The sequence below is a fragment of the Parasutterella secunda genome (assembly GCF_024733725.1).
Classification (GTDB): domain Bacteria; phylum Pseudomonadota; class Gammaproteobacteria; order Burkholderiales; family Burkholderiaceae_F; genus Aphodousia; species Aphodousia faecalis.
On record NZ_JANRHP010000006.1, the window covers coordinates 74,771 to 90,578 of the forward strand.

The window sequence follows — 15,808 nt, forward strand, 5'->3', positions numbered from 1 at the left end:
CATTTTTAGAGCTTTGATACGTTATTAAATTCAGTTAGTGGCGGTTTTTTGATTTTTATCATAGAAAATCGCCATTATTTTTTTGTAAACTCCCAGTCACTGCCACAGTAGTTAATTTTGGGTTTTATCCGGTTTTTTGGGTTTGTAGGAAGACGATGGGAGTGAGGCAGTCATCAGAAGTGCATGAGTCAATGCACACTTTTTTCAAACCACAATTGACCGATCAATGGGGTTTGAAAATGTCTTTTCAGTCAGTTTCCTTTCTTCAAGCAAGTTTTTATTACACACCGATTTTTTTCCGTACCTTGATTCATCCGGTTTCTCTTTCCGTGGGTTCGCCCGATGGCAGAAGTTGGAAGACCGTCAATGATGAAATTTTTTCTTCGGTGGGCTCAAAAACATTGCTCAATTTGGTTGCTTCTGAACTTCGGCGTGAACTGAGAAAAGTTGCCTTTGAATACATTAACGGATGGGTTTTTCATACTAAAAACGCCTTGTACGTAAAGGAACTGTTGCAAAATGCGAGTAAACGCTTTGCGCAAATTCGAGACGGTATTTTTGCTGAAGAAACCAAAAGAAGTTTAGAAACGCTTTTTGTCGCAGATCCTCGTTACCAGGCCAGATTGAGTACAAGAGATGACATAAACGAAGCCGTCGAAGAAGTTTTACGACGCGTTCTTTCCCAATGTCGCCTCACTTGGGAACTCGGTTTATTTTCTTCTTCCGACCGGCGTTCATTCGGTATCCGATTGATGGTTTTGATGCAGGATCATCTCTACGAGTACTTAAGCCAAAAAGATGAGGAGTCGATGATGAGTTCAAGTCACTTTCATCACTTTGATTCCTTTTTATCGATTCTTGAACAATTCAAAGGAGTCGATACTCGATTTGACAAGGCATTGTGCGACTGTGAGGCGGCACTTCAATGTTTGCCCGATGATGGATCATCGTTATACGGCGGAGGATTGAAGGAGTTTTGGCAGGAACTGACCCGATTGGGTGAGTATCTCAATGGGGAATTGGAAAAAGACTTCTTTGAAGAGCCCTCGTTAAACGATGATTTTGATGAAGACTCTCTTTTTTGGGAAATACAGTCTGAGGAAGTGATCAATGATGTTGTAGAACTGGATCAGTGTGACATTGATGTCGGAACCGGTTTGGGTTGGGATAGTACTTCCAATGATTCAATATCCACGGTGACCGATACTTTTAATTTGGGTTTTTCGTCCAGTGAAAACTTTCAACTTGAGCCGTCTCCCAGTATTTTGTGTCGCTAAAGAAGAAAAAAGTTTGAGAATTAGCTCAAAAATAGATACCATACAAAATCACATTAAATTTTTTGGGTGCATACGATGGATTTCAAAGTTCGATTGATGAAAATGGATCGCCTCATCAGCGAAAAAGGCGTGGTGACTTTTGAAGAATTGCAGAGAGCAACCGGCGCGGCCCCGGCAACGGTCAAGCGCGATATTCGTTACATGCGCGAGGAGCTGAAGGCGCCGATTACTTTTTCCAGAATTCGTGGCGGGTATTTGTTTGCTAAAAATCGCGCCGAAGCCAAGAGAGATGATTTCTACGACAGACGCTCCATGTGGTTTACGCCCGATGAGCTTTACTGCATGGTTAAAACGCTCAATGATTTCTCTGAACTTGAGAAGAACCGTAAAGGGTATTTGACAAAAGAATTGCGTCAAATGGCCTCCAGAATCCGCTCAAGCATGTTTGTAGATCAGGCCGATGCTGACGAATTGTTAAAGCGGGTGCAAATCCATGAACCTCAGAGAAAACCCATCGTGAGCGACACGTTTGAAGTGATTGGTCAAGCATTGGTTCATCGTCAGCGAGTCCGTATTGTTTACTACTCAGAAAGCAAAAAAGAGGAAACGCGCCGTGTTGTCAGTCCCATGCGTTTGAATTACTACCGCAATCGGTGGTACTTGGACGCGTGGTGTCACGAAAGGGGAGCTCTCAGAAGCTTTAACGTAGAAAATATCCGCTATGCGGATATCATGCAGATGGGCGTGAAGGTTGTACCGATGAAAACGGTTGAAGCCGAGCTTGATCGTTATTACGGCATGTATCGATCGGGCGATCTGCAATGGGCACGCATTCGCTTTGCGGGGGCGGCATCAAAAATCGCCAGTCAAGTGGTTTGGCATCCGGATCAAATGGAACTTTGGCTCAAAGATGATCTTTATGAACTCACGATTCCTTATTCCGGCAACAGCCCTGAATTGGTCGGCGATATTTTGCGCTACGGCCCTGCTGCCAAAGTGGTGGAACCGGAGAGCTTGAAAGATCAGGTTCGTGAGGCTTTAGAGGCTTCTTTGAAAAATTATTCCAAGTGATAGACGGAGAGAGTCGTGACTTTTCGTCGTTCTTATCACTATCGTCACAAACCGCGTGAACCGCATGCAAAGACACCTTCAGCCAAGGTGTCTCCGGAGCAGGTCGCTGAAGAAATTTTCTTTTGCGGTGATCCTCACGGTTCATTTGATCATATTTTGCAGGCAGCCAAGGAGCATCGTCCAAAAGCGATGGTCATCTTGGGCGATCTGCAGCCTCCGGCTCCTTTGCATGAGGTTTTGGCCGATATACTGAGCTTTGTCGAAGTCTGGTGGATTCCCGGCAATCATGATACGGACAATGATCTTTTCTACGATAGGCTCTGGCGAAGCGAATTGGCCGGTCACAACCTTCACGGTCGAGTAGCGCTGGTCAATGGAGTTCGTATCGCCGGTTTGGGCGGTGTATTCCGTGGTCAAATCTGGATGCCTCCCCAGGCGCCCAACTATATGTCGGCAGGGGCTTTCATTCGTCGTATCGGTCGAGGCAATATGTGGCGTGGGGGGCTGCCCAGAAGACATCGCACGTCGATTTTCCCATCCACGTACGATAACCTGATGGATCATAAAGCGGATGTCCTGGTTACGCACGAAGCCCCGGGTTGTCACAGGAAAGGTTTTTTAGCGATTGATCAGTTGGCTAAAAAGCTACAGGTGAAATATCTCTTTCATGGCCATCAGCATGAAGACCGCCACTATCCGACGTATTACGGTTTTACGCCTCGCGGTGTGGGCTACAGGGGAATCGTCAATTTAAGAGGCGATGATATCGTGCCGGCCCAGATTGATCCGCGTGAGGCGATGGAATACGCCGAGCAAGCTCAATCGCTTGAACATTACGAAAGACTCATGTTTAAACGCCTGGGCTAAAAGCCACAGGCGTTTAAAAGAGATTATTTGTGCTTGCCGTTGGGAAAGCTCTTCGGATGGTTTCGGCGCGGTGCCGTTTTGTTGGTTTTGACTGACGGGGTGATTGTCTTTTTCACATCCGGCGCCTTATGAGCTGGTTCCTCATCATCGAATTTCGGCATGGCAAACGTGATAGAAACGTCTTTGGCAATACGCTTGCGTGCCTTTTGCGATAGCCACGTTTTCACCATGGCAACGCCCACAGCCAATAACACCGGGCCCAAAATAAGACCTAAGAAACCGAAGGCTATAACACCGCCGAACACACCAAGAAATACGAGCGACAAAGGTAGCGGCGTACCTCTTGCGATCAACAACGGTTTTAAGAAGTTATCAACACTTGCCACCACCAAAGTACCCCAGGCAACCATGAATAGCGCCAGGCCGATTTCTCCTTGGGCGTACAACCAGATAGCGACCGGACCCCAGACTAAAGGCGGACCAATTGGCACAACGGACAGAATGAAAACCGCCACGGACAAAAGCAGAGTGCCGGGAGCGCCGACAATAATAAAGCCGATACAGGCGGCAAGACTTTGTCCGGCAGCCGTTCCTACAATGCCGTAAACCACGCTCCGGGTAGTGCTTACAAGAATGTGGGAAAGTTCGTTACTGAGATCACCGGAGACTTTCTCCAGAAAATCGTTAGCCCGGCTTGCCAGCGCATCGCCGTCTCTATAAAAGAAGAAGGCGATGAAGGCAACGAGTGCCATTTGTACAAGGCCGTTGCCTAATGAAAGAGCGATGGTAAAGACTTCGCGCGTGATCGGGTCAATCATCTTGCGCATGAGATCGGCCAAGGCTTGCGGTTGGAAAACAATCGCCATTTGACTGTAGAGCCAAGTACCGATGACAGGGATTTCTTTAAGCCAGAGAGGGGCGCTGATTGTGCGGATATATTCGGTAATACCGGAAATCGCCGATGGAAGTTGCTGAGCAACGGCTGCCGACAGGAACATCATCGGGATAATCAAGCACACGACAAGCAGCGTCACCATCAAAAATGCAGCCGGTGTCGGTCTGTTGCCCATATTGGTTTTAAACCGTGCAAACAATGGCCAACTGACCACGGTAACAATAGCGGCAATGGTGATGGCTGTTAAAAAGGGTCTGACGACGAAATAACATCCGATCGCGATGGCGGATCCGAAAAGAATACGGATCAAAATGTCGATGCGGTCTCTGAGGTTAAGCATTTGTTTTTGCTTTAAATCGGGCGAACAACACAGCCACTAGTCTAAACGAAAATTGTTTTGTTAGTGCAGGCTAAAGCGGCGCTGATTAAAATTTTCTTGTCCGTTGTCATACTTTTTCAGAGGAATCTTCAGACATGCCCAAAGTAACCGACGAAATGATTGCAGTCGTTCGAGAAACAAAAACAATGACAGAGCGGGTGTTTGACGGTAATTTTTTGCATATTGACCGTGACACAGTGACAACCGCAACCGGTTTGGTCCGTAGCCGTGAATACATTCGTCATCCGGGGGCCTCGGTCATCATTGCCTTATTTGACGATGAAACGATACTTTTGGAATTTCAGTGGCGTCAGCCCTGCGAAAAGGCATTCTGGGAGTTGCCTGCTGGAAAACTCGATCCCAATGAAAAAGCCTCGGTTTGCGCCAGACGCGAACTTGAAGAAGAAACGGGTTATCAGGCTGATCAATGGTATTACCTCGGACGCATCCATAATGCGATCGGGTACTCGGACGAGCATCTTGAGTTTTTCTTAGCCAAGGGGTTAAAGGCTGGTGATCGTCATCTTGATGAAGGGGAATGTCTGGAAGTGTATCGGCTGCCGTTTAAAGAAGTCAAAGAGATGACGCTTAACGGGGATATCACTGACGTAAAGACGATTATCGGGGTATTTTGGCTGGAAAAATACCTCAAAGGTGAAATGGCCGTCCAGGCTTGCTAACACTCGACAAATTCCTGCTATTTGTCGACTATGGAAGAGTTTGAGATGGCTCAAACTTTTGCCTGTTCAGGCGTTGCGATTTCCAATAAACTGAACCGACAGCTCCGCGGATTTGAGAGCGGAAGTAATAATTGATTCAAACTTTGAGACGAGGAATTATGTCTGAAACCATTTTGCAAAAAGTGCCTGTTGGCGAAAAGGTCGGTATCGCTTTCTCCGGCGGTTTGGATACGTCCGCAGCGTTGCGTTGGATGAAGAAAAAGGGAGCGCTTCCCTATGCCTATACAGCCAACCTCGGTCAGCCCGATGAAGATGACTATGAAGCGATTCCTCGTCGAGCCATGAATTACGGTGCTGAGAAAGCCCGCTTGGTGGAATGCCGTCCCCAATTGGTGGCCGAAGGTATTGCCGCGATTCAATCCGGTGCTTTCCATATTACGACTGCCGGTCAAACGTACTTCAACACGACGCCTTTGGGCCGTGCCGTCACCGGTACGATGCTTGTGAACGCCATGCGTGAAGACGGCGTTCACATTTGGGGTGATGGTTCAACCTACAAGGGAAACGATATCGAACGTTTCTACCGTTATGGTCTTTTAGCTAATCCTGAATTGAAGATCTACAAACCCTGGCTTGATCGTGACTTTATTAACGAATTGGGCGGCCGCGCTGAAATGAGCGCTTTCTTGCAAGCCGAAGGTTTCGACTATCGTATGTCGGCAGAAAAGGCCTACTCCACGGACTCTAATCTCTTGGGCGCAACGCACGAAGCCAAGCATTTGGAAAGTCTGCAAACAAGCATGAAGATCGTTAAACCCATCATGGGCGTGGCGTTCTGGGATCCGGCTGTTGAGATTAAGCCTGAAGTGGTGACGGTGACCTTTGAAGAAGGTGTTCCTGTTGCTTTAAACGGCAAGAGTTTTGATGATCATGTCGCCCTTATGTATGAAGCCAACGCGATTGGCGGACGTCACGGTTTGGGCATGAGCGATCAGATTGAAAACCGTATTATCGAAGCAAAGAGCCGCGGTGTTTATGAAGCCCCGGGGATGGCTCTGCTTCACATTGCTTACGAACGTTTGGTCTCCGGTATTCACAATGAAGATACGATTGAGCAATATCGCATCAACGGTATCCGTTTGGGCCGCTTGCTCTATCAAGGTCGTTGGTTTGATTCTCAAGCAATCATGCTTCGTGAATCTGCCCAACGTTGGGTGGCTCGCGCCATCACCGGCACGGTGACGCTTGAATTGCGCCGCGGCAACGACTACACGATTTTGGATACGGTCAGCCCGAACCTTACCTACGAACCCGAACGTCTGACAATGGAAAAGGGTGACTCGATGTTTACGGCCGAAGACCGTATCGGTCAATTGACGATGCGCAATCTTGACATTGTTGACACGCGCGCCAAGCTTGGCATCTACGCTAAGAGCGGTTTGATTTCCGGCACAAGCGCTGTGGCCATGTTGGGTGGCAGCAAGAAATAGTTCCTGACTATTGACTCAAGTTAGCAGCGGGTGAGGTTGAAAGGCTTCGCCCGTTGTTTTTTAGGTGTCAAACAATCTCCGAAAGCTGTTCAAAAACCGCTAAAATTTCCGCCATTACGAAATTTTTGATCAAAGGCTCTTTTGCGTGAATTTACCTTTTGAATTCAGAATTGGGTGGAGGTACACCCGACAAGGCCGCCGAGGTCGCGGTAAAAACGGTTTTATATCTTTCATCTCCGTCATGAGTGTGGCTTCCATCGCTTTGGGGGTGATGGCGCTCATTGTGGTGCTTTCCGTCATGAACGGATTTCAAAAAGAAGTTCGTGATCGGATGCTCTCGGTTATTCCCCATATTGAAGTCGTGAGCTACGCAGGCTCAATCGACAACTGGCAGGACACCGCTAAATTGGTGGCATCCAATCCCCATGTGTTGGGGGTGGCCCCTTATTCTTCCGGGCAAGGTCTTTTGAGCACCGGTTCAAGTGTGCGAGGGGTATTGCTTCGCGGTATTGATCCGGCAACCGAAAACAATGTTTCCGATATCGATAAACAAATGGCCTACGGCCACCTGGCTGATTTAAAACCCGGTGAGTACGGTATCGTTTTAGGGCTTGATTTGGCCAGACTTTTGCGTTTAAGAATCGGCGATAAAGTCAATGTCATTATTCCTCAGGGGCGGGCAACGCCAGCCGGAATTGTCCCGCGTATGAGGGCCTTCACACTAACGGGAGTATTTTCTTCCGGTCACTACGAATACGACAGTTCCATGGCGCTTCTTCATATTGAAGATGCGCAGGCACTTTTCCGGCAAACAGGCCCTGCCGGTCTTCGTGTTCGGGTCGATGATATGAATAAGGCCCCAGAAATTTCTTATGAAATCCTAAAAACCTTACCCGATACCTTTGCTGTAACCGATTGGAGTAAGCAAAATCGCACTTGGTTTGCCGCAGTTCAAGTCGAAAAGCGGATGATGGCCATCATTCTCTTTTTGATTGTTTTAGTGGGAGCCTTCGGATTGGTTTCCAGCATGGTGATGACCGTTACAGAAAAGCAGTCTGATATCGCCATTTTGCGTACCTTAGGCGTATCTCCCTCTTCGATCATGACGATTTTTATGGTTCAAGGGGCGGTTGTCGGAATCGTTGGTGTTAGCTGCGGCGTCGTGCTTGGGCTGCTTTTAGCCTGTAACCTTGACGTGATTGTGCCAGCGATTGAGTCGCTTTTTGGTATTCAGTTCTTGCCCAAGGAAGTCTACTTCATTAGCTCCCTGCCTTCTGATCCGAGGGCAGGCGATATTGTTCCCATTGCGGCTTTCTCATTTATTTTGTCCCTGTTGGCTACGATTTACCCGAGTTGGCGGGCCGCACAAACAAAACCCGCGGAGGCTCTTCGCTATGAGTAATGAAAAAGAGTTTGTCATCGTTGCTCGAGGAGTCAAAAAGGCCTACCGCGAAGATGATCGCTCGGTGGAGGTTCTCAAGGGGGTTGATCTTGAGGTCAAGCCCGGGGAATTGCTGGCGGTGGTCGGCGCTTCGGGATCCGGTAAAAGCACACTGCTTCATGTTTTAGGCGGATTGGATTCAATTGATGAGGGTGAAGTCACTGTCGCCGGTTTTTCGGTTCATTCGTTAAGTGAAGTGCAAAGAGGTGAGCTTCGGAATCAAAAATTGGGCTTTGTTTATCAGTTTCATCACCTTTTGCCTGAATTTACTGCGCTTGAAAATGTGGCCATGCCGCTAATTGTTCGTCGAGAACGGGATGATTTGGCCAAAAAGAAAGCCAAGGAAGTCCTGGAGTCTTTGGGGTTAGCCCATCGGCTTAATCACTTGCCCTCTCAAATGTCAGGGGGTGAGCGGCAGCGCTGTGCGATTGCTCGGGCGATGGTAACGGAGCCGGCCTGTATTTTGGCCGATGAACCGACGGGTAACTTGGACCGTCAAACCGCGGCCTCTGTTTTTGAAAGTTTGGTTTCTTTAGCAAGAAGTCATCAAACCGCTTGCGTGATTGTCACACACGATTTGGATTTGGCGGCTCAGTGTGATCGGGCCGTCACGATTGCCGATGGTGTGATCGTACAGGCTGATAACGCATGATCATTGATACACATAATCACGTCGGACTTGCCCCGTTGGCGCAATCGCTTGAAGTGTTAGCTCAAAAGGCTAGCGCCATGGGTGTGGTCTGCGGCGTGATTACGGCAGGCGGCGTAGAGGATTTCGAGCGCGTGCGCCAAACCGCCCAAAAACTCAATTGGGGCTATTGTGTGGGTCTTCACCCCCTGTATATCCGAGAGAATTGGCAAGCTGACATCAAGGCGCTTTCTGCCTTTTTAGAGACACATCAAGACGATCCCCATTTAGTTGGAATCGGGGAGATTGGGTTGGATTTCTACGTGGAGGGACTCGATCGGGATCGTCAGGAAGCGGTATTTAAAGAAGAACTTCAACTGGCTTTACGGTTTAATCTGCCAGTTTCGCTTCACAGTCGCCGAGCACTTTATCGAGTTTTAGCATTGATGAAGGAATATCCGACAGTATCAGGCGTATTGCATGCTTTCGCAGGCTCTCTCGATGAGATGAAGCAAGCCGTTCGAAGAGGTCTTTACCTGGGCATGGGCGGCGCGATGACTTTTCCCGGTAGCAAACGCGTGCGGACAGCCGCTATACAAGCCCCGTTCGGTTCTCTCGTTTTGGAGACCGATGCTCCGGATATGCCGCCCGTTTTTTCAGAAACGAAGAAATCATCTCCTTTGGATTTGCCGCGTTATCTCTCTGAGTTGGCCGATCTTCGTCAAGAGGATGAAAGTGTTTTATCCAAGGCCCTTTTCATGAATTCGCTCAGCGCTTTTCCTAAACTGAAAGTGCTGCTTGCAAAATAGAAAAATTTCGTTGCATTTCCGAGAGTTCCCCAGCCTTTGAAAACAGTATTTTGAAGTCCTTCGGCAGGTTTCTTTCTGCTAAAATGCCACCTCGAAATGAGCCCCCGGGGTCATTCTTTGATTGTCATGGACAACCGGTGTTGTCCGTCTGTTTTTGATTATTAACTTCATTGGGGAAATACAATGGCTATTGAACGCACCCTTTCCATTATCAAGCCGGATGCCGTCGCTAAGAACGTCATCGGTCAAATCTACACGCGTTTTGAAAACGCCGGTCTTCGCATTGTTGCCGCTCAAATGCGTCAATTGTCTCAAGCTGAAGCCGAAGGTTTCTACGCTGTTCACAAAGAACGTCCCTTCTTTAAGGATTTGGTGGCTTTCATGACCTCCGGCCCCGTGATGATTCAAGTGTTGGAAGGTGAAGGCGCCATTGCCAAGAATCGTGAATTGATGGGCGCTACCGACCCGAAGAAGGCTGCTCCCGGCACGATCCGCGCTGACTTCGCTCAAAGCATTGATGCTAACGCTGTTCACGGCTCCGACGCTCCGGAAACGGCTGCTGTGGAAATCGCCTACTTCTTCCCGACGTTGGCGATTTGCGAACGCAAGTGCTGCGGTTGCTGCTGCGACAAGTAATACTTGAGGGGGCGGGGTGCGACAGCACCTCCAAATTCGTCGTGCTCCGTCCTTAATCTGTCGAGTCGCCTTCGGGTGACTCGTTTCAACTTTACCGAAGCCGTTTTTTCAAAGTGATGACTCAAACTGACAACCGTGTGAATCTATTAGACCTGGACCGAGAGGGACTCGTGGCTTTTTGCGAGCAAATGGGCGAGAAGCGTTTCCGTGCCATTCAGCTTTTGCGATGGATTCACCGTCATTGTGTGGGCGATTTTGAAAAAATGACCGATTTGGCCAAGTCCTTTCGGGCCAAGCTCATTGAGCGCACAGAAATTCGTGCTCCGTCTCCCATTTGGGATAAGAAAAGCGCAGACGGTACGCGTAAGTGGCTATTTGATGTCGGCAACGGCAACGCGGTCGAGACGGTTTTTATTCCGGAGGATGATCGCGGAACGCTTTGTGTGTCCACGCAAGCGGGTTGTGCCATGGGGTGCCTTTTTTGCTCAACAGGCAAGCAAGGCTTTAACAGAAATCTGAGCACCTCGGAGATTATCGGCCAGCTCTGGCACGCCGAAAAAACGCTCCGTGAAGATATGGGTGTAACCGATCCGGCTGACCGTGTCATCAGTAACGTCGTACTCATGGGGATGGGGGAGCCGCTTCAGAATTTGGATAATGTCGTGGCGGCTCTGAAGCTGATGCTCGATGACAATGCCTACGGCTTAAGCCGTCGTCGTGTGACGGTTTCCACTTGCGGCTTGACTTTACAGATGGATAAATTAGCGGCGGCCGTGCCCGTTGCTTTGGCAGTGTCCTTGCACGCCCCCACCAACGAGCTGCGCGATCAGATCATGCCCATCAATAAGAAGCACCCGCTTGAAGATCTTATGCAGGCATGCAAACGTTATTTAGCTCATGCTCCGCGTGATTACATCACTTTTGAATACATTTTGTTGGGTGGTGTCAATGATCGCTTGGAACACGCCAAAGCATTGGTTAAGCTTGTGCGTGGTGTTTCCTGCAAGTTTAATTTAATTCCCTTTAACCCATTTCCGGACAGTGACTTAAGAAAGCCCGATCCGAAAGATGTGAAGGCTTTCCAGGACTACCTGATGGGGCAGGGCATTGTGACGACTATTCGTAAGACCAGAGGTGACGATATTGATGCCGCTTGTGGTCAATTGGCAGGCAACATTAAAGATAAAACGCGTCGCGCCGAACGCTTGGCTCAACAAAAAGCTCAAGTCACCTTTTTAGTCAAGGAGCGCTAGAACGATGTCTGTGTTTAGCTCTCGTCATCACACTCAAAAGGTTCATGTTCGTTACGGCGACAACGATGTGACGATAGGGGGAGATAGCCCCATTCGGGTGCAATCCATGACCAACACGGCAACGACCGATGTTGACGCAACGGTGCAGCAGGTCATTGATTTGGCACGCGCAGGCAGCGAGTTGGTTCGCCTGACTGTTAATACGCCCGATGCGGCTCGCGCTGTGGTTCAGATTCGTGAAAAGCTTGACGCTTTAAATTGCTCGGTTCCGCTTGTTGGTGATTTTCACTACAACGGACACAAATTGCTCACCGAGGTGTCCGAATGCGCGAAGGCCCTGTCCAAATACCGTATCAACCCGGGCAATGTCGGTCACGGTGAGCGGGGAATGGAAAACTTTGCCCGTATGGTCGAAGTCGCTATCGCCAATGATAAGCCGGTGAGGATCGGTGTAAACGGCGGATCGCTTGATGCTCAAATTTTGGCACGCATGCTCGAAGACAATCGTGCGGCCGGCATGCCGCAGACGCCTTCAGAAGTTCAGTTGCACGCGATGGTGGCTTCCGCCTTGCAAAGCGCAAAAGCTGCAGAAGAAATCGGCCTTGCGGCCGACAAAATCGTGCTCTCGGCCAAGGTGTCCGCGGTTCAGGATTTGGTGGCTGTGTATCGGGAACTCGCCTCACAGTCTGACTATGCTTTGCATTTAGGTTTAACGGAAGCGGGTATTGGCACCAAAGGGGTGGTGGCTAGCGCTGCCTCGATGGGTGTGTTGTTGGCCGAAGGGATTGGCGACACGATTCGGGTGAGCATAACACCAATGCCGGGGGCAGCAAGAACTGAAGAAGTTCGCGTTGCTCAGGAGATTTTGCAGACCGTGGGGCTTCGCGCCTTTTCTCCTCTTGTGGTATCGTGTCCAGGTTGTGGCCGTACGTCAAGCGCCCTTTTTCAACAACTGGCGGCTCAAACGCAGCGCTATTTGATTGAGATGACTCCACAATGGCGCGAAACGGCCGAGGGTTTCGAAAATATGGTGGTGGCCGTCATGGGCTGTGTGGTCAATGGCCCGGGGGAAAGCAAGCACGCCAATATTGGGATTAGCTTGCCCGGTAACGGTGAGTCACCTGTTGCCCCCGTGTTCGCGGACGGAGAAAAGATTGCCTCCATTAAAGGTGAGGCCGGTGATGCGGACTCCATTGCCGACCGCTTCAAGGAATTAATTAATGAGTATGTGCAGACGCATTACTCGAAAAAGCATTAGACATTAATGAAAGAGAGAAGTGTTATGGCTAAAGTACAAAAAATTGCCGGTATTCGCGGAATGAATGACATTCTTCCGGCCGAAGCGCCTATTTGGGAATATTTTGAAGAATGTGCCCATGATGTGCTTCGTGCATACGGTTACAAGCAAATTCGCACGCCGATCTTAGAGGCAACCTCTCTTTTTAAGCGCGGTATCGGTGAAGTAACCGATATTGTGGAAAAGGAAATGTATTGCTTCACCGATTCCCTCAACGGTGAAGAATTGGCTTTGCGTCCTGAAAATACGGCCGGTGTGGTCAGAAGTGTTATTGAACACAACCTCACCTATAACGCTCCGCAACGATTGTGGTACTTCGGACCGATGTTCAGACACGAGCGTCCGCAACGCGGCCGCTATCGTCAATTCCACCAATTGGGTGTTGAAGCGTTGGGCTTTAAGGGGCCGGATGTTGACGTTGAACAGATCCTCATGGCTCGCCGTCTTTTTGATGAGCTTGAAATTTTGCCCTTGAAACTGGAACTCAATTCCTTGGGCAATCTCGACGAGCGTAAAGCTCATCGCGAAGCGTTGATCAAATACTTTGAAGCCAATCAGGATGTCCTTGATGAGGATGCTAAACGTCGTCTTTACAGCAACCCGCTTCGCATTTTGGATACGAAAAATCCTGACATGCAACAGATGGTTGAAGGAGCGCCGAAGCTTTTGGATTACCTGAAAGAAGACAGTCTTACCTTCTTGCGTCGTATGGAAGAGTTGCTCTCGGTTGCGGGTGTCGACTACACCATCAATCCTCGTTTGGTCAGAGGCCTTGATTATTACAACCACACCGTTTACGAATGGGTGACGGATAAGCTCGGGGCTCAAGCAACGGTTTGCGGCGGTGGCCGTTACGATCCGCTCATTGAAATGTTGGGCGGTAAACCCACGCCGGCTGTTGGCTTTGCCATGGGTGTGGAAAGAGTGCTTGAAGTGATGCGTGAATGCGGCTTTGAATCTGGCGAGCCTGACACCGAAGTTTATGTTTTGCATCAAGGCGGTGCTTCTCAAGGCTACGCGATGATGTTGGGTGAAATTCTTCGTGATGCATACTACGAAGTGATTGTTCACGCCGGTGATGCGAGCATGAAGAGTCAAATGAAAAAGGCTGACCAAAGCGGCGCTAAATATGCGTTGATTTGCGGTGAAGAAGAAACCGCTCATGGTCAGGTGACTGTGAAATGCATGTATGGTCACGAAGACGAACGCTTCATGAAGCAAGAAACCCTTGACTTACAAGACGCAATCCAATATTTTGTCAATTTAAACGACGACTTTTTCGAAGAAGACGAGGAATAAGGCATGGCCTACGATTTACAAGAACAAGAGTCATTAGACGAGTTAAAGGCTTGGTGGGAGAAATGGGGTAACTTGGTTCTCTCCGTAATTACCGTGGTTTGTTTGGCTTTTGCCGGCTACAACGGTATGAAGTGGTGGGAACGTCATCAAGCCCAGGAAGCCAGTGTCGCCTATTCTTCACTTCAGACGGCGATTATGCAGCAGTCTGAACCTGCTTCTGTTGAGAAAATTGTTGATGCGCTAATTGAAGATGCGGGTTCTACCGTTTACGGTCCGATGGGTGCTTTGAGCGCTTCCCGTTACCTTGAATCGAAGGGCGAGAGTGCGAAGGCTCAGGAATTGTTGCATTGGGTGGTGGCAGAATCCGATCGCCCGGAATATCAAACCGTAGCCCGTGTTCGCTTGGCCGGTTTCCTTTTGGATGATAAAAAATACGAAGACGCTGTTTCTTTGTTGACGGCGGCTCAGCCTACCGATAAGCAGATCGCCTTGGTCAATGACCGTTTGGGTGATGCTTACTTTGCTAAGGGTGATGTGGTGAATGCCCGCCGAGTGTGGCAGGAAGCTTTAAAGCACCCGATTGATCCGGCACTGATGGGTTTCGTTCAACTTAAACTTCAAGCGCTTCCTGAAGACATTGAACAACAAAAGCAATAAGACTTAAAGGCTTTGTATGATGAAGAAAACACTTTTGGCCCTGGCAGCCGCCGCGGTTTTGGCCGGATGCAGCGCCCCGAGTTCTCAAGCGCCTACTGAGCTCGAAGACTATAACTCCATCGCTGAACCTGATGTGGTTTGGTCTAAGAGTGTGGGTGAAAGTCTGACGAATTATTTAGTGCCTTCGGTGGTTGGTAGCTCGGTTTACGTTGCAGGCGGCAACACCGTCTATCGCTTGGATGCCGATGATGGTGATGAGGTATGGAGTTTTGATACCGATGCACCGGTGGCGGCTGGCGTTGGTAGTGACGGTTATATCATTGCCGTTGGTACAGCCAAAGGTGAACTTGTTGTATTGGATGCCGAAGGTAAAAAGCTCTGGTCAACATTCTTAACGAGTGAGATGGATGCTGTACCGTTGGTGGGCAATGGTTTGGTCATTGTGCGCACGGCCGACACTCGTGTGACCGCTTTTGATGCGTCAACCGGTGAACAGCGCTGGCGTTATCAGCGTCAGGCTCCGTCGCTTACTATTAAAAATGCTTCCGGAATGATTTTCTTCGGTCCCATGATTCTGGTGGGACAAAGTAATGGGTACCTTTTAGGGTTATCCGCTGAAGGCCGTCCTGTATGGCAGGCCTTGATTTCAGAGGCTCGTGGCATTACCGAAGTTGAACGCCTGGTGGATATCTTGGGCACTCCGATGGTCAATCGAGATCTGCTCTGTGCTTCAGCGTTCCAAGGACGCTTGGTTTGTATGGATGCCACCAACGGTCAGCTGCGTTTTACGCACGATGTGACGGCCATGACGCCGCCTTCGGCTGATGACCGTTTTGTTTATATCGGCAATACGGCCAGTGAACTTTATGCCTTTGATCGCACCCGCGGCTATCCTGTCTGGAAAAATGAAAAGCTGAAGTGGCGCGGCGTACGAGCGATCACCCCGATGTCGGGTGTTGTGGCTGTTGGTGACAGCGAAGGCTATGTGCAAATTCTCAATCCGGAAAGCGGCGATATTATCGGCCGCACCCGCTTGGATGGAGCCATTGTCTCTCCTGCTCAAAGTTATGAGCAGGGAGCTATTTTCCAAACTGAAGAAGGTGAAGTGGCCTTCATTAAGGTGCAATAA

Annotated in this window: 15 protein-coding genes; 14 read left to right on the plus strand and 1 reads right to left on the minus strand. The window is 49.2% G+C overall.

Annotated elements, in window-relative coordinates; translation table 11 throughout:
* Positions 1 to 239 precede the first annotated feature (239 nt).
* The 3 genes from NW199_RS07015 to NW199_RS07025 all read left to right on the plus strand — a co-directional run bounded on the left by NW199_RS07015 (position 240) and on the right by NW199_RS07025 (position 3,215).
* On the plus strand, positions 240 to 1,277 hold the full coding sequence (locus NW199_RS07015; RefSeq protein ID WP_258334091.1) for a hypothetical protein: 1,038 nt from the start codon (positions 240 to 242) through the stop codon (positions 1,275 to 1,277).
* Positions 1,278 to 1,352: 75 nt separating this feature from the next.
* Positions 1,353 to 2,348: a helix-turn-helix transcriptional regulator gene (locus tag NW199_RS07020; protein WP_022473280.1), complete on the plus strand. Its 996-nt coding sequence runs from the start codon at positions 1,353 to 1,355 to the stop codon at positions 2,346 to 2,348.
* Positions 2,349 to 2,363: 15 nt separating this feature from the next.
* Positions 2,364 to 3,215 (plus strand): metallophosphoesterase family protein, encoded by an 852-nt coding sequence (locus NW199_RS07025; RefSeq protein WP_249092171.1) that lies wholly within the window; start codon positions 2,364 to 2,366, stop codon positions 3,213 to 3,215.
* 23 nt (positions 3,216 to 3,238) lie between these two features.
* On the opposite strand, the gene NW199_RS07030 is transcribed toward NW199_RS07025, so the two are convergent.
* Positions 3,239 to 4,450, minus strand: coding sequence for an AI-2E family transporter (locus tag NW199_RS07030; RefSeq protein WP_249092172.1), 1,212 nt, complete (start codon positions 4,448 to 4,450; stop codon positions 3,239 to 3,241).
* Between the two features lie 134 nt (positions 4,451 to 4,584).
* Here NW199_RS07030 and NW199_RS07035 point away from each other — a divergent pair, with 134 nt between their 5' ends.
* From NW199_RS07035 to bamB, 11 genes are all read left to right on the plus strand, one after another.
* On the plus strand, positions 4,585 to 5,169 hold the full coding sequence (locus NW199_RS07035; RefSeq protein WP_309148119.1) for an NUDIX domain-containing protein: 585 nt from the start codon (positions 4,585 to 4,587) through the stop codon (positions 5,167 to 5,169).
* Between the two features lie 158 nt (positions 5,170 to 5,327).
* Positions 5,328 to 6,659 (plus strand): argininosuccinate synthase, encoded by a 1,332-nt coding sequence (gene argG, locus NW199_RS07040; protein ID WP_022473284.1) that lies wholly within the window; start codon positions 5,328 to 5,330, stop codon positions 6,657 to 6,659.
* 145 nt (positions 6,660 to 6,804) lie between these two features.
* A complete protein-coding gene (locus tag NW199_RS07045; RefSeq protein WP_258334092.1) occupies positions 6,805 to 8,061 on the plus strand; it encodes a lipoprotein-releasing ABC transporter permease subunit in 1,257 nt (418 codons plus the stop codon).
* Positions 8,054 to 8,752 carry an ABC transporter ATP-binding protein gene (locus NW199_RS07050; RefSeq protein ID WP_258334093.1) on the plus strand — a complete coding sequence of 233 codons (699 nt, stop codon included), beginning with the start codon at positions 8,054 to 8,056 and terminating at the stop codon, positions 8,750 to 8,752. Before NW199_RS07045 ends, NW199_RS07050 begins: the two co-directional genes overlap by 8 nt.
* Positions 8,749 to 9,537: a TatD family hydrolase gene (locus NW199_RS07055; protein WP_258334094.1), complete on the plus strand. Its 789-nt coding sequence runs from the start codon at positions 8,749 to 8,751 to the stop codon at positions 9,535 to 9,537. Before NW199_RS07050 ends, NW199_RS07055 begins: the two co-directional genes overlap by 4 nt.
* A 183-nt stretch (positions 9,538 to 9,720) precedes the next feature.
* Positions 9,721 to 10,173: a nucleoside-diphosphate kinase gene (ndk, locus tag NW199_RS07060; RefSeq protein WP_022473288.1), complete on the plus strand. Its 453-nt coding sequence runs from the start codon at positions 9,721 to 9,723 to the stop codon at positions 10,171 to 10,173.
* Positions 10,174 to 10,289: 116 nt separating this feature from the next.
* On the plus strand, positions 10,290 to 11,426 hold the full coding sequence (gene rlmN / locus NW199_RS07065; RefSeq protein ID WP_022473289.1) for a dual-specificity RNA methyltransferase RlmN: 1,137 nt from the start codon (positions 10,290 to 10,292) through the stop codon (positions 11,424 to 11,426).
* A gap of 4 nt (positions 11,427 to 11,430) precedes the next feature.
* Positions 11,431 to 12,684, plus strand: coding sequence for a flavodoxin-dependent (E)-4-hydroxy-3-methylbut-2-enyl-diphosphate synthase (gene ispG / locus NW199_RS07070; protein WP_258334095.1), 1,254 nt, complete (start codon positions 11,431 to 11,433; stop codon positions 12,682 to 12,684).
* Between the two features lie 24 nt (positions 12,685 to 12,708).
* Entirely contained in the window at positions 12,709 to 14,022 is a 1,314-nt protein-coding gene (gene hisS / locus NW199_RS07075) for a histidine--tRNA ligase (RefSeq protein ID WP_258334096.1), read from the plus strand.
* 3 nt (positions 14,023 to 14,025) lie between these two features.
* Positions 14,026 to 14,679 (plus strand): YfgM family protein, encoded by a 654-nt coding sequence (locus NW199_RS07080; protein WP_258334097.1) that lies wholly within the window; start codon positions 14,026 to 14,028, stop codon positions 14,677 to 14,679.
* A 16-nt stretch (positions 14,680 to 14,695) separates the two neighbouring features.
* Positions 14,696 to 15,808, plus strand: a complete 1,113-nt coding sequence (gene bamB, locus NW199_RS07085) for an outer membrane protein assembly factor BamB (RefSeq protein WP_249092178.1) — start codon at positions 14,696 to 14,698, stop codon at positions 15,806 to 15,808.

Excerpts from the sequence above, each read along its gene's own strand:
- NW199_RS07015 (WP_258334091.1), top strand. The coding sequence starts at position 240 with ATGTCTTTTCAGTCAGTTTCCTTTCTTCAAGCAAGTTTTTATTACACA.
- NW199_RS07020 (WP_022473280.1), top strand. The coding sequence starts at position 1,353 with ATGGATTTCAAAGTTCGATTGATGAAAATGGATCGCCTCATCAGCGAA.
- NW199_RS07030 (WP_249092172.1), bottom strand. The coding sequence starts at position 4,450 with ATGCTTAACCTCAGAGACCGCATCGACATTTTGATCCGTATTCTTTTC.
- NW199_RS07035 (WP_309148119.1), top strand. The coding sequence starts at position 4,585 with ATGCCCAAAGTAACCGACGAAATGATTGCAGTCGTTCGAGAAACAAAA.
- argG (WP_022473284.1), top strand. The coding sequence starts at position 5,328 with ATGTCTGAAACCATTTTGCAAAAAGTGCCTGTTGGCGAAAAGGTCGGT.
- NW199_RS07050 (WP_258334093.1), top strand. The coding sequence starts at position 8,054 with ATGAGTAATGAAAAAGAGTTTGTCATCGTTGCTCGAGGAGTCAAAAAG.
- NW199_RS07055 (WP_258334094.1), top strand. The coding sequence starts at position 8,749 with ATGATCATTGATACACATAATCACGTCGGACTTGCCCCGTTGGCGCAA.
- ndk (WP_022473288.1), top strand. The coding sequence starts at position 9,721 with ATGGCTATTGAACGCACCCTTTCCATTATCAAGCCGGATGCCGTCGCT.
- rlmN (WP_022473289.1), top strand. The coding sequence starts at position 10,290 with ATGACTCAAACTGACAACCGTGTGAATCTATTAGACCTGGACCGAGAG.
- ispG (WP_258334095.1), top strand. The coding sequence starts at position 11,431 with ATGTCTGTGTTTAGCTCTCGTCATCACACTCAAAAGGTTCATGTTCGT.
- hisS (WP_258334096.1), top strand. The coding sequence starts at position 12,709 with ATGGCTAAAGTACAAAAAATTGCCGGTATTCGCGGAATGAATGACATT.
- NW199_RS07080 (WP_258334097.1), top strand. The coding sequence starts at position 14,026 with ATGGCCTACGATTTACAAGAACAAGAGTCATTAGACGAGTTAAAGGCT.
- bamB (WP_249092178.1), top strand. The coding sequence starts at position 14,696 with ATGATGAAGAAAACACTTTTGGCCCTGGCAGCCGCCGCGGTTTTGGCC.